Source organism: Pseudomonas sp. B10, from assembly GCF_900156235.1.
GTDB lineage: Bacteria > Pseudomonadota > Gammaproteobacteria > Pseudomonadales > Pseudomonadaceae > Aquipseudomonas > Aquipseudomonas siliginis.
In genome coordinates, this window is sequence record NZ_LT707063.1 from 2,768,516 (window position 1) to 2,787,877 (window position 19,362).

Sequence of the window (19,362 nt, forward strand, 5' to 3'; positions counted from 1 at the left end):
TCAACATCGTGCCAGGGTGGGCCTGTGCTGATCTTCGTTTGCGCGTTGAGTCATGCGTTTTCCAAGTGAAACTAGGCGAACAGTTCGCCCTGCAACTCGTCGAGTAACGCCTGGATCGCATCCAGCCGTTGCTGTGGGTCGTCGAGTTGCAGCAGATCGATCTTGTCTTCCTCGGCGAAGGGCAACAGGTAGGCAAGCTGATTGGCCAGCGCCTGTTGCCCGGCGGCTCCAGTGCCCATGTCCAACGCTTCGACCATCGGGTGTTCGGCCAGCGCCTTGAGCAGCGCGACCAGATCGGCGTCCTCGTCCTGCAACGGTTGCTCGGGCTCATCGTCCAGCCATTCGACGTCGGCGACAATCAACTGATCGCGCTGCACTTCGGTGCGCAACACCGTGAAACGCCGCCCGCCCTGGACGCGAATGCCGAGCAGGCCGTTGTCCTGTTGCTGGAAATCGGTGATCCGCGCTTCGCAGCCAACCAGCGCAAAACCTTCCGGCGCGACGCCGACTTCGCTGCCCTCAAGGATGCACACCACCCCGAAGCCGACGCCCTGTTTCATGCAGCGGCCGATCATGTCGAGGTAGCGCGCCTCGAAGATCTGCAGATCGAGGTTGCAGCCAGGGAACAGCACCGTGTTCAGCGGAAAAAGCGGCAGACTCATAGACATTTCCTTACACCACCATCGACACCGCCAACGGCAGGAACACCGCCGTGGCCACGCCCATCAGACTCATTGCCAGCGCGGCGAACGCGCCGCACTCTTCGTTTTCCTGCATCGCCACCGCCGTGCCGACCGCATGCGCGGTCATGCCCAGCGCCATGCCGCGCGCTTCGGGGCTGTGCACGCCGAGGCGGGTCAGCAGCGCCGGGCCGAAGATCGCGCCAATCACCCCGGTGATCAGCACGAACACCGCGGCCAGCGCCGCCACGCCACCGATCTGCTCGGCGACCAGCATGGCGATCGGCGAGGTCACCGATTTAGGCGCCATGGTCATCAGGATCATGTGATCGGCACCGAACCACCAGCCCAGCGCCACGCCCATGCCCGTTGCGACCACCCCGCCTATCACCAGCGTAGTAAAAATCGGCCAGAACAATTGGCGGATGCGCCGCAGATTCAGGTAGAGCGGCACCGCCAGCGCCACCGTGGCCGGTCCCAGCAGAATGCTGAGGATTTCGGTGCTCTTGCGGTACTCCGCGTAGGTCAGGCCGCAGCCGACCAGCACACCGATCACCAACAACATGGAGACCAGCACCGGTTGCAGAAAGATCCAGCGGGTTTTCTCGAACGCCGCCAGCACCAGTTGATAGGCGCCGAGGGTGATGCCGATGCCGAACAGCGGATGATGAATCACCGACGCCCACGCGCCTTGCCAGTCGAACAGCATCAGGATTCCTCCGCCGGCGGCGCGTGACGTTTGACCAGCCGCTGCATGAGCACGCCGGCAAAGGCCATCGACAGGATCAGCGAGACCACCAGCGCGCCGACAATCGCCCAGAAATCGGCGGCAATCGCCGTGGCGTACACCATCACGCCCACCGCTGGCGGCACTAGCAGCAACGGCAGATAACGCAGCAGGCTGCCCGCTGCCTGATTCAGCGGCTCGCCGACTTCACCGCGAATGATCAGGAACACCAGCAACAGCAGCAGCCCGATGATCGGCCCCGGCAATATCGGCAACAGCAAATGATTGAGCGCGGTGCCGAGCAATTGGAACAGCACCAGCAGGGTCAGGCCACGTAACAACATCTGACATCTCCGTCTTCTATTTCACCCAGCAGGGGCTCGGCATTATAAGCATGCCGGCGCTATGGACCGGCATTCGCCAAAAGCATGGTCGGTTGACCTGAGCAAATCGCCATGATGATCTACAGTGGTTCGCAGGCCGGTCAAATCCGCCCCCTGAAAAACTATAAAACCGATGAACCCAAGGAGAGTCTCAATGCCCTATGTTCCCGTTGCAGAGCTCAAAGATTATGTCGGCAAGGAACTTGGACGTTCCGAATGGCTCACCATCGATCAGGAGCGCATCAACCTGTTCGCCGAAGCCACCGGTGATTTTCAGTTCATTCACGTCGATCCGGTCAAGGCTGCGCAAACGCCGTTTGGCAGCACGATTGCCCATGGTTTCCTGTCGCTGTCGCTGATGCCGAAATTGATGGAAGACATCCTCGTGCTGCCCGAAGGCGTGAAGATGGTCGTCAACTATGGCCTGGACAGCGTGCGTTTCATCCAGCCGGTCAAGGTCAACTCGAAAGTCCGACTGAAGGTCGACATGGTCGAAGTCACCGAGAAAAAACCCGGCCAGTGGTTGCTCAAGGCTACCGCGACACTGGAGATAGAAGGCTCGGACAAACCGGCCTACATCGCCGAGCCGCTGTCACTCTGCTTCGTCTGATCATCCCGGATGCGAAGCAGCGCACGCTGTTTCGCGTCACGTCTGTATATATGCGACGCATAGCTGCGGCATACTCGGTCGCCTAATTGCCCGGATCCCGCTATGCGCTCAATCGCTCGACTTGCACCCCTTGCCCTGACCCTGATGCTCACCGCTTGCGGCGACGGCGAATCGCTGTTGCCGCCGGATGCGCGCCTGCCCGATGGCGGTCGCTATCGCGGTGAACTGGTCGACGGCTTGCTGCAAGGTCAGGGCCGCGTCGACTACCCTAACGGCAGCTGGTACGCCGGAGAGTTCGACAAGGGTCAGTGGCACGGGCAAGGCGAATGGCATGGCAGCAACGGCGAGGTCTATCGCGGCCAGTTTCAGCAAGGGCTGTTCGATGGTCAGGGCAGCCTGAGCACCAATGCCAGCAGTTACACCGGTGGCTTCAAGCAGGGCCGGCGCGATGGCGAAGGCACGCTGAAAGAAAACGGCATGACCTATCGCGGCGAGTTCAAGGCTGACCAGTATTCCGGCCTCGGCCGTCTGGAAATGGACGACGGCAGCTCCTATCAAGGCCAGTTCGCCCACGGCAAACCCAACGGCGAAGGCCAGCGCGGCGATGCCAGCGGCAATTCGTTCAGCGGGCATTTCGTCAACGGCCAACTGGAAGGCAACGGCACCTACAACAGCGCCGACGGCGATATCTACGTCGGCGGTTTCAAGAACAATCAACTGCACGGCAAAGGCCGCTACGAGAACGCCGACGGCGACGTCTGGCTCGGCCAGTTCAAGGAAGGCGCGCTGACCGGCAAGGGCGAATTGATCGGCGCTGATGGCAGCCATTACATCGGTGTATTCAATGACTGGCGCTTCACCGGCCAGGGCCGTTTGAACCTCGCCGATGGCAGCTTCTACATCGGCGGCTTCGACAACGACAGCTATTCAGGACGCGGTACTCTGGTGCTGACCGATGGCAGCGTGCTCAGCGGCACCTGGATCAACGGCCAACGCGTGCGCGACGCCGACGGCAAATTGCTCCCCGACACCCTCGAACTCGGTTTGCTCGCCCAAGGCCGGTTGCTGGACGACGCACTGGCGGCGATCCCCGCTTCGACTCCGGCAGTCGAGTTGTACACCCTGACCCTAGGTGGCGACGGCAAGCAAAGCGTGTTCCTGCGTGAATCCGACTACGTCGCCAACATGCTCAACACGCGCTTCGGCGCCTTCGGCCAGATCCGCCTGGTCAATCATCGCGATCATCTCGGTGACCGGCCGATGGCCACCCGCGAAAATCTGCGCCGCGCCGCGCAAGCCCTTGCCGAACGCAGCGGGCCGGAAGATCTGCTGTTCATTTATCTGACCAGCCACGGCACCGCCGAGCATGAACTGGTGCTCGATCAGCCGCGCATGGAACTGGCCGACCTGCCCGCCGATGAGCTCGCCGCTGTGCTCGCGCCGCTGAAGCATCGCGACAAGGTCATCGTGATTTCTTCGTGCTATTCCGGCGGCTTCATCCCGGCGCTCAAAGACGAACGCACGCTGATCATGACTGCCTCGCGCGCCGATCGGGTGTCGTTCGGTTGCTCGGAAGAAGCCAACTTCACTTATTTCGGCGATGCGCTGTTTGCCCAGGCACTGAACCAGACCGACGACCTTGAGCAGGCATTCAAACTGGCCAAGGCCACCGTCGCCGAACGTGAGCTGGCCGACGGTTTCGAAGCCTCGGAGCCGCAGATCTGGGCGCCGAAAACCGTGCTGTCGCACTGGCAACTGCTACGCAAACAGCAAGCGCGCAAAGCTTTGCAAAGCAGCGCATTGAACGACGCGGCGAAAAAAGGCAACTAAGCTGAACAGTATCAAGGGAGAGACACTATGTACTTGACGCCTCAGCACGTATTGCTTGCCGGAGCCACCGGACTGACCGGTGAACATCTGCTCGACCGTTTGCTCAACGAACCAACCATTACCCGTGTCCTCGCCCCTTCGCGCCGGCCGCTGGCCGAGCATCCCCATCTGGAAAACCCGGTCGGCGACCCGCAAGCGTTTCTGCCGCAACTCAGTGGCCGGGTCGATATCGCCTACTGCTGCCTCGGCACCACGATCAAGCAGGCCGGCTCCGAAGAAGCCTTTCGCGCTGTGGATCTGGACATGGTCGTGGCGTTTGCCAAGCGCGCGCGGGAGATGGGCGCGCGGCATCTGATCGTGATCAGTGCGATTGGCGCCGATCCGAATTCCTCGGTGTTCTACAACCGGGTCAAAGGTGAAATGGAACAGGCCCTGCGCGCACAGAACTGGCCGCAGCTGACCATTTGCCGACCTTCGCTGTTGCTTGGCGAACGCACCGAACCGCGTCTGGTCGAGCAACTCGCCGGGCCGTTATCGAAGCTGATTCCGGGGAAATACCACGGCATCGAAGCGTGCCAGTTGGCCCGAGCGATGTGGCGCCTGGCGCTGGAAGAACAGGATGGGGTGCGGGTGATCGAGTCGGATGAACTGCGCAAGTTAGGCAAATAATCCATCCGCCCATGATGATCGTTCCCACGCTCTGCGTGGGAATGCAGCTATGGACGCTCTGCGTCCTAAAAAGCGTGACGCGGAGCGTCACAGGATGCGTTACCACGCAGAGCGTGGGAACGATCAGTCGCTACAATCCACCAGTCGCTTGAAAACCTACGCCAATCACGGTGAGCAATGACAACGGCAACAACAGCGTATCGAGCAACGCGCTGGCCGGCAGGTCCACTCCCGGATAGCTCGGCGCCTCGGCACCGAACCGGTCCATCGCACAACACCCGCCGTTCAACGCATATAAATCCAGCCGCGTCCCGGCATACACCACCGGCGCGCCGGGTTTGGCCGCATCCAGCGTGCGTACGGTAGCGCATCCGCCCAATTGCAGCGCCAGCACAAGCACCAGCACCAGCACCAGCACCAGCACCAGCACCAGCAGCTTATTCATCGCTGCTCAGGTGATGCTCGCCCCAACGCGGCAGCATGTCCTGCGGGATGCCGAGCAGATTGAGAATCCGCGCCACAACGAAGTCGATCAGATCATCGATGGTCTGCGGCTGGTGATAGAAGCCCGGGGAGGCCGGCAGAATCGTCACGCCCAGATTCGACAGCTTGAGCATGTGCTCCAGATGAATGCTCGAGTACGGCGCCTCGCGCGGCACCAGAATCAACTGGCGGCGCTCTTTCAGCGTAACGTCCGCCGCGCGTTCGATCAGGTTGTTGCAGGCGCCGGTGGCAATCGCCGACAGCGTGCCGGTCGAGCACGGCACCACCACCATGGCTGCCGGCGAGCCGGAGCCCGAAGCCACCGGCGACATCCAGTCTTCCTTGCCATACACGCGAATCTGCCCGGCAGCGGCGCCGGTGTATTCGGTCAGAAACGCCTGCATCATCTGCGGCTTGTTCGGCAGGGACACGTCGGTCTCGGTGGCCATTACCAGTTGCGCCGCCTTGGAGATCAGGAAGTGCACTTCGCGATCCTCGCGCACCAGGCAATCGAGCAGGCGCAAACCGTACTGCGCGCCCGAGGCGCCGGTCATCGCCAGGGTGATGCGTTCCGGTCCGCCGGCCTGGGAAAAAGTGTTCATTGCAGTGCCTCGGCGAGCTTGCCGTGCAGGCCGCCGAAGCCGCCGTTGCTCATGATCACCACGTGAGTGCCGGGCTGCGCCTGGCTCTTCACGCGTTCGATGATGCCTTCCAGGGAATCGCTGACAATCGACGGCACCGTGCACAATGCGGCGGTGGCGCCGAGGTCCCAACCGAGGTTGGCCGGGGCGTACCAGATCACCTGATCGGCATCGACCACGCTGTCCGGCAAACCGTCACGGTGGGCGCCGAGCTTCATCGAATTGGAGCGCGGCTCGATGATCGCAATCAGTGGCGCGTCGCCGATGCGTTTGCGCAGGCCATCAAGCGTGGTGGCGATGGCGGTCGGGTGGTGAGCGAAGTCGTCGTAAATGGTGATGCCGCGCACCTCGGCGACTTTCTCCATGCGTCGTTTGACGTTCTTGAACGCGCTCAAACCGGCGATGCCCATGGACGGCACCACGCCAACGTGACGCGCTGCGGCCAGAGCAGCCAAGGCATTGGCGACGTTGTGTTGACCGGTCAATTCCCACTCGACGGTGCCCTGGGACACGCCTTCGAACATCACTTCGAACGCCGAGCCGTCCTCGCTCAGCAGCTTGACCTGCCACTGACCGCCGGCGCCGGTGGTTTGCACCGGCGTCCAGCAGCCCATTTCGATCACGCGCTGCAACGCTGGCTCGGTGGTCGGGTGGATGACCAGCCCTTCGCTCGGGATGGTTCGCACCAAGTGGTGGAACTGACGTTCGATGGCCGGCAGATCGGGGAAGATGTCTGCGTGATCGAATTCAAGGTTGTTCAGGATCGCGGTGCGCGGACGGTAGTGGACGAACTTCGAGCGCTTGTCGAAGAACGCGCTGTCGTATTCGTCAGCCTCGATCACAAAAAACGGCGTACCGCCCAGGCGTGCCGACACCGAGAAATTCTGCGGCACGCCGCCGATGAGGAAACCCGGGCTCATGCCGGCATGTTCCAGCACCCAGGCAAGCATGCTGCTCGTGGTGGTTTTGCCATGCGTACCGGCCACGGCCAATACCCAGCGACCTTGCAGCACGTGGTCAGCCAGCCACTGCGGGCCGGAGACGTACGGCAGGCCTTTGTTCAGCACATATTCCACCGCCGGGTTGCCACGGGACATGGCATTGCCGATTACCACCAGATCCGGCGCCGGATCGAGCTGCGCCGGGTCATAACCCTGCGTCAGCTGAATGCCCTGGGCCTCGAGCTGCGTGCTCATCGGCGGATAGACGTTGGCGTCGGAGCCGGTGACGTGATGGCCCAGCTCTTTGGCCAACACCGCCATCGAGCCCATGAAAGTCCCGCAGATACCCAGAATATGAATGTGCATAGTCGACCTCGTAAAACATGGCCGCAGGTTAGCGTAGGGAGGGGGAAATGGCACTCTTTAGCTGAGGGGCGGGCCTGTTCGACCTGATCGTTCCCACGCTCTGCGTGGGAATGCAGCTCGGGACGCTCTGCGTCCCAAAGCGGACGCGGAGCGTCCGGGGAGGCGTTACCACGCGGAGCTGGGAACGATCAGGTCGGTCAGGCAGAGCGGGCGATGCCGTGCTTGCGAAGCTTTCTGTACAGCGTATTGCGGCTGACGCCCAGCTGTTCAGCGGTATGGGTCATATGCCAGCGCGTCTGCTCAAGCGCACTGAGCAAGGCCAGTCGTTCGGCATCTTCCAATGGCTGCGCCGCCACAACCACCGGCCGCGCCTGCCGAATCATCACCGGCAAATCCTCAACCCCGATCCGGCCGCCATCACACAACGCCGCCAGGGTGCGCAGGACATTGCGCAACTGCCGCACATTGCCCGGCCAGTTGAATGCCAACAACGCCTGCCGCGCCGCTTCGTCGATCAGAATCGTTTCGCCTCCCGCCTCCTCGGCCAGGAGAAAATCCAGCAACTGCGATTTATCACTGCGCTCACGCAACGCCGGCAACGCCACTTCCAGCCCGTTCAAGCGGTAATACAGGTCTTCACGGAAACTGCCGTCCTCGACTCGTTCGAGCAAATTGCGGTGCGTCGCACTGATGATGCGCACGTCTACCGCTTGCGGTTCACCGCCAATCGGCACTACTTGCCGATCCTCCAGCACTCGCAGCAAACGCGTTTGCAACGCCAGTGGCATGTCGCCGATTTCGTCGAGGAACAAGGTGCCGCCATCGGCCTGTTGCAGCTTGCCGCGCATGCCGTCCTTGCGCGCGCCGGTGAAGCTGCCGCCGCGATAGCCGAACAGTTCGCTCTCGATCAGGCTTTCCGGAATGGCCGCGCAATTGAGTGCGACGAAAGCATTGCCGCAGCGCTGGCTGGCCTGGTGCACAGCCTTGGCGAACGCCTCTTTGCCCGAGCCGGTTTCGCCGTTGATCAACAGCGGCACGTCGCGCTCGAACACGCGCAGGGCTTTGCGAAATTCCGCCTGCAACGCTTCATCGCCGAGGCAGATGCCGGACAGGCGTGGCGCTGGAGCAGCGATTGGCGTTGGAACGATGGCCATCGGCTTGCGCGATTCGCCGCGCAACACGGCAAACAGATGCCGGCCATCACGGGTGCGCAGCGGCCAACTGGCGCTGGCGTTGGCACTCGCCCGCCCTAGCAGGTCATCCAGCGAACAATCGAAAAACGCTTCCACCGGTTTACCGAGCAAACCACCGCGAACATGCCCGAGCAGGTTCAGCGCGCTCTGGTTGACTGCGCTGATCCGCCCTTCGCCGTCAAACGCCAGCAGCCCTTCGCTGAACAGGCCCACGGACTCGGCCTGCAGATGAAAACGCAGCAACCATTGATTATCGAAACAGCGCAGGAAGTAGCAGCTCTCGATCATCTTCGCCGACAGATTGACCAGCGCCATGGTGTGGAACTGACTTTGCCGTGAAACGTCTGGCCTTGCCGAGGACACATCGAGTACCGCCAGCAATTCACCATGGGGATCGAACACCGGGCTCGCCGAGCAGGTCAGCCCGGTGTGGCGGCCGCGAAAGTGTTCGTCCTGGTGAATGGTCAGCGCCTGACGCTCGACCAGACAGGTGCCGATGCCGTTGGTGCCTTCGCAGGCTTCGCTCCAGTCAGCACCGAGCCAGAGCCCGGCACGCTCGAAAATCTTCCGTTCGGCCGGCGCGGTGACGCAATTGAGGATCACACCGCGCGCGTCAGTCAGCAGCACCGCATGGCCGGCGCCGGACAGTTGCTGATGCAGGCTGCTCATCTCGGTGCCGGCGATTTGCAGCACCTGTTGCAGACGTTCGCGACTTTCCAGCACTCGGCCATGCTCGAGCACGGTCGGCGCCATGGTCACAGAAGGATCGAGGTGATAGTCCTCAAGGCAACGCAGCCACGAACGGGCGATCGACGGATCGGCGCCGGGGCCGTGCAGGTGCGGCTTGCCCTGGGTGACGGTGAGAACCTGGCGGGCATGGCGACTCAAATGGTTGTCGTGCATTTCTTATTGTTCTCCCCGGGGCGCGACGGCCCAAAGCATGAGGTGACGCCCAGCATCCTCCAGCGGCTCCGGCATTGCAATGCTGGCAAGACCGTCCGGTCACGGGCTGTGCCGCAAGCGGTACAAACTGTCACCCGTGCTGTACCGAAACCGTCACAGCGCCCATCCATTCGTCCGAGACAAACCGGCCAAGCCCTTGATTTGCCTGACCTGCACGGCAGTGGCCCGAGCCTTGCTCTACGCTTATAGCAAGCGCACTTGCGCGTTTCTCTAATAAGTACAAAGCCAAGGAGAATATCATCATGCGTTACGCCCACCCCGGTACTGACGGCGCCAAAGTCTCGTTCAAGAGCAAGTACGGCAACTACATCGGCGGCGAGTTCGTCGCGCCGGTCAAAGGTCAGTACTTCACCAATACCTCGCCAGTCAATGGCCAGCCAATTGCCGAATTCCCCCGCTCCACCGCCGAAGACATCGACAAGGCGCTGGACGCTGCCCACGCCGCCGCCGATGCGTGGGGCGCCACTTCCGTGCAGGCGCGCTCGCTGATCCTGCTGAAAATCGCCGACCGCATCGAAGAGAATCTCGAACTGCTGGCAATCACCGAAACCTGGGACAACGGTAAAGCCATCCGCGAAACCCTCAACGCCGACATCCCGCTCGCCGCCGACCATTTCCGTTATTTCGCCGGTTGCCTGCGCGCTCAGGAAGGCAGTGCTGCGGAAATCGACGGCAACACCGTGGCCTATCACATCCATGAACCGCTGGGCGTGGTCGGCCAGATCATTCCGTGGAACTTCCCGCTGCTGATGGCCGCGTGGAAACTCGCGCCAGCGCTGGCCGCCGGTAACTGCGTGGTGCTCAAGCCTGCCGAGCAAACCCCGCTGGGCATCTGCGTGCTGATGGAACTGATCGGCGACCTGCTGCCGCCGGGCGTGCTCAACGTCGTGCAAGGCTTCGGCAAAGAAGCCGGCGAAGCGCTGGCGACCAGCAAGCGCATCGCCAAAATTGCCTTCACCGGCTCGACCCCGGTCGGCTCGCACATCATGAAATGCGCGGCGGAAAACATCATCCCATCCACCGTGGAACTGGGCGGCAAGTCGCCGAACATCTTCTTCGAAGACATCATGCAGGCTGAGCCGAGCTTCATCGAAAAAGCCGCCGAAGGCCTGGTGCTGGCGTTCTTCAACCAGGGCGAAGTGTGCACCTGCCCTTCCCGCGCACTGGTACAGGAGTCGATCTACGACGAATTCATGCAGGCAGTGATGAAGAAAGTCAGCCAGATCAAACGCGGCGACCCGCTGGACACCGATACCATGGTCGGCGCTCAGGCGTCGGAGCAGCAATTCGACAAGATCCTCTCGTACCTGGAAATCGCCAAGGGCGAAGGCGCGGAACTGCTGACCGGCGGCAAGGTGGAAAAACTCGAGGGCAGCCTGGCCACCGGATATTACATCCAGCCGACCCTGCTCAAGGGCACCAACAAGATGCGCGTGTTCCAGGAAGAAATCTTCGGCCCGGTGGTGAGCATCACCACTTTCAAGGACGAAGCCGAAGCCCTGGCGATTGCCAACGACACCGAGTTCGGTCTCGGCGCCGGCCTGTGGACCCGCGACATCAACCGCGCCTACCGCATGGGCCGGGCGATCAAGGCCGGTCGCGTGTGGACCAACTGCTACCACCTGTATCCGGCGCATGCAGCATTCGGCGGTTACAAGAAGTCCGGCGTCGGGCGTGAAACCCACAAAATGATGCTCGACCATTACCAGCAGACCAAGAACCTGCTGGTGAGCTACGACATCAATCCGTTGGGTTTTTTCTGACTCTGCATGAGTTGATCGCTGATCGTTCCCACGCGCAGCAAAGGAATGCCTCAACGGACGCTCCGCGTTCGGTTTCGAAGGGACGCGGAGCGTCCCTGGCTGCATTCCCACGCAGAGCGTGGGAACGATCAGGTTCCTGGCTGTAGCCGGGCCAATAAAACAATAAAAATGGTGAACCCTATGCCAAGCGAATCCCCGGCCGGCGCTCCGGCGACCGGCTCCTCCGTCGACTTCGAAAAAGTCGGCTCCGACTACTTCCAACAACGCGAACTGAAAAAAGGCGCCGCCGGCTGGGTACTGCTGGTGGGCCTCGGCGTCGCTTATGTGATTTCCGGAGATTACGCCGGCTGGAACTTCGGCCTCGCCCAGGGTGGCTGGGGCGGGATGTTTCTCGCCACACTGCTGATGGCGACCATGTACCTGTGCATGTGTTTTTCCCTGGCCGAATTGTCCTCGATGATTCCCACCGCCGGCGGCGGCTACGGTTTCGCCCGCAGTGCGTTCGGGCCGTGGGGCGGGTTTCTCACCGGCACCGCGATCCTCATCGAGTACGCCATTGCCCCCGCTGCCATCGCGGTGTTCATCGGCGCCTACTGCGAGTCGCTGTTCGGTATTGGCGGCTGGATGATCTATCTGGCGTTCTACATCATCTTCATCGCCATCCATATTTTCGGGGTCGGCGAAGCGCTCAAGCTGATGTTCATCATTACCGCCGTCGCCGCGCTGGCGCTGGGCGTGTTTCTGGTGGCGATGGTGCCGCACTTCGACGTTGCCAACCTGCTCGACATCCCGGTGACCACTGCGGTCGGCGCCAGTGCGTTTCTGCCGTTCGGCTATGTCGGCGTATGGGCGGCGATTCCCTATGCGATCTGGTTTTTCCTCGCCGTCGAAGGCGTGCCGCTGGCCGCCGAAGAAACCAAAAACCCCAAGCGCGATCTGCCGCGTGGCCTGATCGGGGCAATGCTGGTGCTGCTGATGTTCGCTCTGCTGATTCTGATCGTCGGTCCCGGCGGCGCCGGTGCGAATTCGCTGCTGACGTCGGGTAACCCGCTGGTCGAAGCACTGAGCAAGGCCTACGGTGGCTCGACCTGGATGGGCAGCTTCGTCAACCTTGTCGGTCTGGCTGGACTGATTGCCAGTTTCTTCTCGATCATCTACGCCTACTCGCGCCAGATCTTCGCGCTGTCGCGGGCCGGTTACCTGCCGCGCAAACTGTCGCAGACCAACAAAAGCAAGGCGCCGGTGCTGGCCCTGGTGATTCCCGGCATCATCGGCTTTGGTCTGTCGCTGACCGGCCAGGGCGATTTGCTGATTCTGGTCGCGGTGTTCGGCGCGACCATTTCTTATGTGCTGATGATGGCCGCGCACATCACCCTGCGCATCCGTCGCCCCAAAATGGACCGGCCGTACCGCACGCCGGGCGGCATTTTCACCTCGGGTGTGGCGCTGGTATTGGCGTGCATCGCCGTGGTGGCGGGCTTCCTCGTCGATCCACGGGTGGTGATCGGCGCGGCGATCATCTATGGAGTGTTAATTGCTTACTTTGCTTTCTACAGTCGGCATCACTTGGTAGCAGGCACGCCGGAAGAAGAATTCGCGGCGATTCAAAAAGCTGAACAAGCCTTGCACTGATTGTCGAAAACCACGGCGCAGACGCATTCTGCGCCGTCATGGAGAACGCTGAATGGCCAGTTTTGCTCACACGGTCGGCGCGCAGACTTACCGCTTCGACAGCCTCAAAGACGTCATGGCCAAGGCCAGCCCCGCCCGCTCGGGGGACTTTCTCGCCGAGATCGCCGCGCTCAACGACGGCGAACGGGTGGCCGCGCAAATGGCCCTGGCGGACATCCCGCTCACCCACTTCCTGCAAGAAGCGCTGATTCCCTACGAAGCCGATGAAGTCACTCGACTGATCATCGACACCCACGACAAGCAAGCCTTCGCCGTGGTCAGCCACCTCACCGTTGGCGGCTTTCGCGACTGGCTGCTCAGTGATGCGGCGGACGAAACCAGCCTGCGCGCCCTCGCCCCGGGTTTGACCCCGGAAATGGTCGCTGCTGTGTCGAAGATCATGCGCGTGCAGGATCTGGTGCTGGTCGCGCAGAAAATCCGCGTGGTCACCCGATTTCGCGGCACCCTCGGTTTACGCGGCCGCCTGTCGACCCGCCTGCAACCCAACCACCCGACTGACGAGCCGTCCGGCATTGCCGCAAGCATTCTCGACGGTCTGCTCTACGGCAACGGCGATGCGATGATCGGCGTCAACCCGGCCACTGACAGCATTGCTTCGATCTGCGCGATGCTGGAGATGCTCGACGCGATCATCCAGCGCTATGACATCCCGACCCAAGCCTGCGTGCTGACCCACGTCACCACCTCGATCGAGGCGATCAACCGTGGCGTGCCGCTGGATCTGGTGTTCCAGTCGATTGCCGGCACTGAGGCTGCCAATGCCAGTTTCGGCATCAACCTCAACGTGCTGCAGGAAGGTTACGACGCCGGGCTCAGTCTCAAGCGCGGCACCCTCGGGCAGAACCTGATGTATTTCGAAACCGGTCAGGGCAGCGCGCTATCGGCCAACGCCCACCACGGCGTCGATCAACAGACTTGCGAGACAAGGGCCTACGCCGTGGCGCGACATTTCAAGCCATTCCTGGTGAACACCGTCGTAGGATTTATCGGCCCGGAATACCTCTACAACGGCAAACAGATCATCCGCGCCGGCCTTGAAGATCATTTCTGCGGCAAGTTGCTCGGCGTGCCGATGGGCTGCGACATCTGCTACACCAACCACGCCGAAGCCGATCAGGATGACATGGACACCCTGCTGACGTTGCTCGGCGTCGCCGGGATCAACTTCATCATGGGCATCCCCGGCTCCGACGACATCATGCTCAATTACCAGACCACTTCGTTTCACGACGCTTTGTACGCACGCCAGACCCTGGGCCTGAAACCGGCACCGGAGTTCGAGCAATGGCTGGCCAACATGGGCATCTTCACCCAGGCGGACGGCAAGGTTCGCTTCGGCAACAACCTGCCGCCGGCCTTCCGCCAAGCCTTGGCGCACTTGGGATGAGTCTTATGGAAAAACCACCGGTCGATCCGCAAAACCCCTGGCTGGAACTGCGCCGCCTGACCCCGGCACGCATTGCCCTGGGCCGCACCGGCACCAGTCTGCCGACGCGGGCGCAGCTGGATTTTCAGTTTGCCCACGCCCAGGCCCGCGATGCTGTGCACCTGGCCTTCGATCACAGCGAAATCCGCGCACAACTGAGCGAGCGCGGGCGGGAAACCCTGGCGCTGCAAAGCGCCGCGCCGGACCGACACACCTACCTGCAACGCCCGGACCTGGGGCGCAAGCTCAGCGATGAATCGGCGCAGACCTTGCGCGACTACGCCAGCAAACACCCGGGCGGCGTCGATCTGGTGATGGTCGTCGCTGATGGCCTGTCGGCACTGGCGGTGCACCGCCACACCCTGCCGTTCCTAACGCGCCTGGAAGAGCAGATGAGCGGCGACGGCTGGTCCGTGGCGCCGGTGGTGCTGGTCGAGCAGGGCCGAGTGGCCATCGGAGACGAAATCGGCCAGTTGCTCGCGGCGAAAATGGTGGTGATGCTGATCGGCGAGCGCCCGGGCTTGAGTTCACCGGACAGCCTCGGGCTGTATTTCACCTACGCGCCGAAGGTCGGCCTCACCGACGCGTATCGCAACTGCATTTCCAATGTCCGGCTTGAAGGTTTGAGCTACGGCATGGCGGCGCATCGCTTGCTGTATCTGATGCGCGAGGCCTGTCGGCGGCAACTGTCGGGGGTCAATCTGAAGGATGAAGCTCAGTTGCACACATTGGAGGCGGACGACGCTGTCGACATGAAAGGCAATTTCCTGCTCGATCCACCGCCAGCCTGAACCGTTTCCGCATTGCCTTTCTGCGCTGCTTTCAGGCAGGATCGACGCACGGCCGCCCGGGTTTCCCATCGCCGTCAGAGCAGTTGAAGACAGCCACTTGAAGACGAGACCTATCATGCGGATTATTCAAGCGACCCTCGAACATCTGGATTTGCTGACTCCTTTGTTCGTCAAATATCGCGAGTTCTACGGCTCCCTGCCTTACCCGGATTCCTCTCGCGCGTTTCTCGAAAAACGCCTGCGCCGCAAAGAGTCGGTGATCTATCTGGCCCTGGCCGACGATGACGACAAGAAACTCATGGGCTTCTGCCAGCTCTATCCGAGCTTTTCGTCGCTGTCGCTCAAACGCGTGTGGATTCTCAACGACATCTACGTCGCCGAAGATGCGCGCCGGCAACTGGTCGCCGACAACCTGATCCGCACCGCAAAGAAAATGGCCAAGGAAACCCAGGCCGTGCGCATGCGCGTCTCGACCAGCGCGAACAACGAAGTGGCGCAGAAAACTTACGAATCGATCGGCTTCAAGGAAGACACCGAGTTCAAGAACTACGTACTGCCAATCAGCGACGAGCTCTGACTCCAACGGCTTCGGTGATGAGGGAGTTCGCTCCCTCGCCACGGCCGCCCCTTCCCTGACAATTGCTCACTTCGCGACACTCCCCGCTACAAAACCGGCGCGCTTTTCAACGGTCAGACCGTATAATCCCGATCTTTCCGGCTTGTAAGAAAAACTACACCCCGCTGTAGGCTTACACGAAGTCATCCGCACAGGCCTGCCGAGTCGGGCCGTCATACAGGTGCCCCCATGGATTTCAACCCGCTCGACCTTATCCTGCATCTCGATGTGTATCTCGATTTGCTGGTGAACAACTATGGGCCATGGATCTACGCCATCCTGTTTCTGGTGATCTTCTGTGAAACCGGTCTGGTGGTGATGCCGTTCCTGCCGGGTGACTCGCTGCTGTTCATCGCTGGCGCAGTGGCGGCCGGCGGCGGCATGGATCCGGTGCTGCTCGGTGGCCTGCTGATGCTGGCGGCGATCATGGGCGACAGTACCAACTACGTGATCGGACGCACGGCCGGGGAGAAGCTGTTCAGCAACCCGAACTCGAAAATCTTCCGTCGCGACTACCTGCAAAAAACCCACGACTTCTACGACAAGCACGGCGGCAAGACCGTGACCATGGCGCGTTTCCTGCCGATCATCCGCACCTTCGCGCCGTTCGTCGCGGGCGTGGCGCGGATGCCGTACCCGCGTTTCTTCGGCTTCAGCGTGCTCGGCACCATCCTCTGGGTCGGCGGTCTGGTCACTCTGGGTTACTTCTTCGGCAACGTGCCGTTCATCAAGAAAAACCTCTCGCTGCTGGTGGTGGCAATCATCCTGCTGTCGCTGGTGCCGATGATCATCGGCGTGGTGCGCAGCCGTTTCGGCGGCACCAAAGTGCAATCGCACTGATCCGATGTGGTCACTGAGCGCCTGGCGACGCCGGCGCCTCCTGGCCAGGCACCCGATTGCCGACGACCTGTGGCAACGGGTGCGCCATCAACTCTCCTTCCTCGATGGCATCAGCGCTGCTGAAGACCAGTGGTTGCGCGAAGCCTGTGTGCTGTTTCTCGACGACAAACACCTGACCGCCCTGCCCGGCGTCGAACTGCATCAGGAACAGCGCCTGCTGCTCGCCGCGCAAGCACAGTTGCCGTTGCTGCATCTCGGTGATCTGAACTGGTACCAGGGTTTCCACGAGATCGTGCTGTACCCGGATGACTTCCTCAGCCCGCAACGTCATCGCGATGCCAGCGGCGTCGAGCATGAGTGGGACGGCGAACACAGCGGCGAAGCCTGGCAACAGGGGCCGGTGATTCTCGCCTGGCCCGGCGTACAGGCCAGCGGTGGCTGGGAAGGCTACAACCTGGTGATCCACGAACTGGCGCACAAGCTCGATATGCTCAACGGCGACGCCAACGGCCTGCCGCCACTGCACACCGACATGCGCGTCAGCGACTGGGCCACGGTGATGCAGGCCGCTTACGACGACCTCAATCGCCAGCTCGACCATAATCCCGACACCGAAACCGCCATCGATCCCTATGCCGCCGAGAACCCGGCGGAGTTCTTCGCCGTCACCAGCGAATACTTCTTCAGCGCCCCGGATCTGCTGCATGAGGCTTATCCACAGGTCTACTTGCAACTGCAGCTTTTCTACCGGCAGGATCCGTTGGGCAGACTGCGGCAACTTCAGGCCACAGACCCGGTCTATCAGGCGCACGACTAAGCTCTGCACGACTTCTGGTACGTGGCGTCGGCGTAGGAATGTGCCTATAATCGCCGCCACTTTTTGGTCAATCCGGCCAAGTGTTTTTGGTCAACTACGGGGGCAACGCCCAATGAGCTACAGCAAGATTCCGGCTGGCAAAGACCTGCCGAACGACATCTACGTCGCGATCGAGATCCCGGCCAACCACGCGCCGATCAAATACGAAATCGACAAAGACAGCGATTGCCTGTTCGTTGACCGTTTCATGGCCACCCCAATGTTCTACCCGGCCAACTACGGTTACATCCCGAACACCCTGGCTGACGACGGTGATCCCCTCGACGTGCTGGTCGTGACTCCTTACCCGGTTGCTCCAGGCTCGGTGATCCGCGCCCGTCCAGTCGGCATCCTGAACATGACCGACGACGGCGGCGGCGATGCCAAAGTCATCGCCGTGCCACACGACAAGCTGTCGCAGCTGTACGTCGATGTGAAGGAATACACCGACCTGCCACCCCTGCTGATCCAGCAGATCGAGCACTTCTTCGCGAACTACAAGGATCTCGAGAAGGGCAAGTGGGTCAAGATCGAAGGCTGGGCCGGTGCAGACGCCGCCCGCGAAGCGATCACCAAGTCGGTTGCCGCCTACAAGGGCTAAGCCATTGCGCCTTGCGTGACGCTTGAAAAAAACCCCGGATTTCCGGGGTTTTTTGTGTCTGCGAGCTTCGAATAAACAAAGCGTTTAATTTCCTACATGCAGTTTTAATCTGTTTAATTTCCCACAAGTACGTCTTACATCCCGTCGCAAAATACAGGCTTTTTTTGAACGCCAGGTTTATTCAAACCGCTCTAGTCCGGCCGTAGACTCTGTGTTTATGAGAAAGAACACTAGCGGTCCACGATTCAAGGCACTCCTGGAAGCAGCGAACATCAGCACCACGGATTTCGCAAGGTTCTGGGGCACGGAAGCCCAAAACGTTCATAACTGGTACACCCGGGGCGTCCCGGCGTATCGCATGGAAGAAGTCTCACGCCTGTTGTCGGTCAATAGTGAATGGCTGAAAACCGGGGAAGGCGTCAAGGAGGTCGCGCGCCTGCACCCACCCGCCAGCAACGGCGACACGTTCGATGCCCAGTCCATCTGCGGCGTCTACACCGTCATCAACCCCAGCGACATCGACCTGGCATTTTTCAAGGAAACCCCGATCGCCAACGGCGATGGCAAAACCCACGTCATCCTCGACCCCGACCAGTCCCTGCGCCTGCCCCGCGCCCACCTCGATCAACTCGACATCCAGCACGCCAACGCCATCTGCGCGCACATGATCGGCAACAGCATGGCCGATCGCATCGAAGACGGCTCCATCGTCGCCATCGACCGCGGCCTGACCCAGGTCGTCGACGGCGAAATCTACGCCATCGAACACGACGGCATGCTGCGCATCAAATACCTGCACCGCATGCCCGGCAATGGCCTGCGCATGCGCAGCCACAACAGCGCCGAATACCCCGACGAGGTCTTCCGGCCGGCGCAGATCGAAGAGCAGCGGATTCACATTCTTGGCTGGGTATTCTGGTGGTCGACACTGGGCAAGCGCCGGCCGGTGGTGCCGTTTCTGTGATTGTTTGCCAGAACCTGTGGGAGCGGGCTTGCCCGCGAAGATGGCCCTGATAACCGGTACAAATCCAGGATTTGTACTGCTTCAGTCGCTCTAAACCGCACTCGAGGCTGGGAATCCAGAGCAAAACTCAGTATCCTGCGCCCCACATTCGCGCATCGACCCGCCCTGCGGCTCGGATGACGCCCGACGAGGCAGACCAACGTCTGACCAAGTCCCACAGCCGGACGCAGATCCGGATGTACGTTTTGAAGGCTGGCGCGGTTTACCAAAAATAAACCAAGCCAGTCCCCGAGAAGCCGGCCACAAGCCGGCTTTTTAATGCCTGCG

19 protein-coding genes are annotated in these 19,362 nt (G+C 61.4%); 12 read left to right on the forward strand and 7 right to left on the reverse strand.

The window, feature by feature from the left end:
- Positions 1 to 71 precede the first annotated feature (71 nt).
- Genes BXA01_RS12490 through BXA01_RS12500 form a run of 3 tightly spaced genes read right to left on the reverse strand, consistent with a single transcriptional unit; the run spans position 72 to position 1,751 of the window.
- The gene (locus tag BXA01_RS12490) at positions 72 to 662 is read right to left on the reverse strand and encodes an LON peptidase substrate-binding domain-containing protein (protein WP_076564280.1); all 591 of its coding nucleotides are present in this window, start codon (positions 660 to 662) and stop codon (positions 72 to 74) included.
- Positions 663 to 672: 10 nt separating this feature from the next.
- Positions 673 to 1,389 (reverse strand): LrgB family protein, encoded by a 717-nt coding sequence (locus tag BXA01_RS12495; protein ID WP_076564281.1) that lies wholly within the window; start codon positions 1,387 to 1,389, stop codon positions 673 to 675.
- Positions 1,389 to 1,751, reverse strand: a complete 363-nt coding sequence (locus BXA01_RS12500) for a CidA/LrgA family protein (RefSeq protein ID WP_016773012.1) — start codon at positions 1,749 to 1,751, stop codon at positions 1,389 to 1,391. Before BXA01_RS12500 ends, BXA01_RS12495 begins: the two co-directional genes overlap by 1 nt.
- Positions 1,752 to 1,944: 193 nt before the next feature.
- On the opposite strand from BXA01_RS12500, the gene BXA01_RS12505 reads away from it, so the two are divergent.
- The 3 genes from BXA01_RS12505 (at position 1,945) to BXA01_RS12515 (ending at position 4,899) form a co-directional block, all read left to right on the forward strand.
- Positions 1,945 to 2,400 (forward strand): MaoC family dehydratase, encoded by a 456-nt coding sequence (locus tag BXA01_RS12505; protein ID WP_016773011.1) that lies wholly within the window; start codon positions 1,945 to 1,947, stop codon positions 2,398 to 2,400.
- Positions 2,401 to 2,502: 102 nt separating this feature from the next.
- Positions 2,503 to 4,230 (forward strand): C13 family peptidase, encoded by a 1,728-nt coding sequence (locus BXA01_RS12510; RefSeq protein ID WP_071173707.1) that lies wholly within the window; start codon positions 2,503 to 2,505, stop codon positions 4,228 to 4,230.
- Between the two features lie 27 nt (positions 4,231 to 4,257).
- Complete coding sequence (locus BXA01_RS12515; RefSeq protein ID WP_016773010.1) at positions 4,258 to 4,899, forward strand: oxidoreductase; 642 nt, start codon at positions 4,258 to 4,260, stop codon at positions 4,897 to 4,899.
- Positions 4,900 to 5,029: 130 nt separating this feature from the next.
- Here the strand turns inward: BXA01_RS12515 and BXA01_RS12520 are convergent, their stop codons facing one another.
- The 4 genes from BXA01_RS12520 to BXA01_RS12535 all read right to left on the reverse strand — a co-directional run bounded on the left by BXA01_RS12520 (position 5,030) and on the right by BXA01_RS12535 (position 9,426).
- Positions 5,030 to 5,344 carry a YceK/YidQ family lipoprotein gene (locus tag BXA01_RS12520; RefSeq protein ID WP_076564282.1) on the reverse strand — a complete coding sequence of 105 codons (315 nt, stop codon included), beginning with the start codon at positions 5,342 to 5,344 and terminating at the stop codon, positions 5,030 to 5,032.
- A complete protein-coding gene (gene ubiX, locus BXA01_RS12525) occupies positions 5,337 to 5,984 on the reverse strand; it encodes a flavin prenyltransferase UbiX (RefSeq protein WP_041477713.1) in 648 nt (215 codons plus the stop codon). The genes BXA01_RS12520 and ubiX overlap by 8 nt, the downstream gene beginning before the upstream one ends.
- A complete protein-coding gene (mpl, locus tag BXA01_RS12530; RefSeq protein WP_016773007.1) occupies positions 5,981 to 7,330 on the reverse strand; it encodes a UDP-N-acetylmuramate:L-alanyl-gamma-D-glutamyl-meso-diaminopimelate ligase in 1,350 nt (449 codons plus the stop codon). The genes ubiX and mpl overlap by 4 nt, the downstream gene beginning before the upstream one ends.
- Before the next feature lie 197 nt (positions 7,331 to 7,527).
- Positions 7,528 to 9,426, reverse strand: coding sequence for a sigma-54-dependent Fis family transcriptional regulator (locus BXA01_RS12535; protein WP_076564283.1), 1,899 nt, complete (start codon positions 9,424 to 9,426; stop codon positions 7,528 to 7,530).
- A gap of 302 nt (positions 9,427 to 9,728) precedes the next feature.
- Between BXA01_RS12535 and exaC the strand changes: the two genes are divergently transcribed.
- The 9 genes from exaC (at position 9,729) to BXA01_RS12580 (ending at position 19,035) form a co-directional block, all read left to right on the forward strand.
- Positions 9,729 to 11,249, forward strand: a complete 1,521-nt coding sequence (exaC, locus tag BXA01_RS12540; RefSeq protein ID WP_024014465.1) for an acetaldehyde dehydrogenase ExaC — start codon at positions 9,729 to 9,731, stop codon at positions 11,247 to 11,249.
- Positions 11,250 to 11,429: 180 nt separating this feature from the next.
- The gene (gene eat, locus BXA01_RS12545; protein ID WP_076564284.1) at positions 11,430 to 12,881 is read left to right on the forward strand and encodes an ethanolamine permease; all 1,452 of its coding nucleotides are present in this window, start codon (positions 11,430 to 11,432) and stop codon (positions 12,879 to 12,881) included.
- Positions 12,882 to 12,933: 52 nt separating this feature from the next.
- Positions 12,934 to 14,328 carry an ethanolamine ammonia-lyase subunit EutB gene (locus BXA01_RS12550; RefSeq protein ID WP_076564285.1) on the forward strand — a complete coding sequence of 465 codons (1,395 nt, stop codon included), beginning with the start codon at positions 12,934 to 12,936 and terminating at the stop codon, positions 14,326 to 14,328.
- A gap of 5 nt (positions 14,329 to 14,333) precedes the next feature.
- Positions 14,334 to 15,158: an ethanolamine ammonia-lyase subunit EutC gene (gene eutC, locus BXA01_RS12555; protein WP_076564286.1), complete on the forward strand. Its 825-nt coding sequence runs from the start codon at positions 14,334 to 14,336 to the stop codon at positions 15,156 to 15,158.
- A gap of 115 nt (positions 15,159 to 15,273) precedes the next feature.
- The gene (locus tag BXA01_RS12560; RefSeq protein ID WP_016773002.1) at positions 15,274 to 15,735 is read left to right on the forward strand and encodes a GNAT family N-acetyltransferase; all 462 of its coding nucleotides are present in this window, start codon (positions 15,274 to 15,276) and stop codon (positions 15,733 to 15,735) included.
- A gap of 228 nt (positions 15,736 to 15,963) precedes the next feature.
- On the forward strand, positions 15,964 to 16,614 hold the full coding sequence (locus BXA01_RS12565; protein ID WP_016773001.1) for a DedA family protein: 651 nt from the start codon (positions 15,964 to 15,966) through the stop codon (positions 16,612 to 16,614).
- 4 nt (positions 16,615 to 16,618) lie between these two features.
- On the forward strand, positions 16,619 to 17,431 hold the full coding sequence (locus tag BXA01_RS12570) for a zinc-dependent peptidase (RefSeq protein WP_076564287.1): 813 nt from the start codon (positions 16,619 to 16,621) through the stop codon (positions 17,429 to 17,431).
- Positions 17,432 to 17,543: 112 nt separating this feature from the next.
- Positions 17,544 to 18,071 (forward strand): inorganic diphosphatase, encoded by a 528-nt coding sequence (gene ppa / locus BXA01_RS12575; protein ID WP_003205933.1) that lies wholly within the window; start codon positions 17,544 to 17,546, stop codon positions 18,069 to 18,071.
- A gap of 217 nt (positions 18,072 to 18,288) precedes the next feature.
- Positions 18,289 to 19,035, forward strand: a complete 747-nt coding sequence (locus BXA01_RS12580; RefSeq protein ID WP_071173711.1) for a S24 family peptidase — start codon at positions 18,289 to 18,291, stop codon at positions 19,033 to 19,035.
- The last annotated feature ends 327 nt before the right edge of the window (positions 19,036 to 19,362 follow it).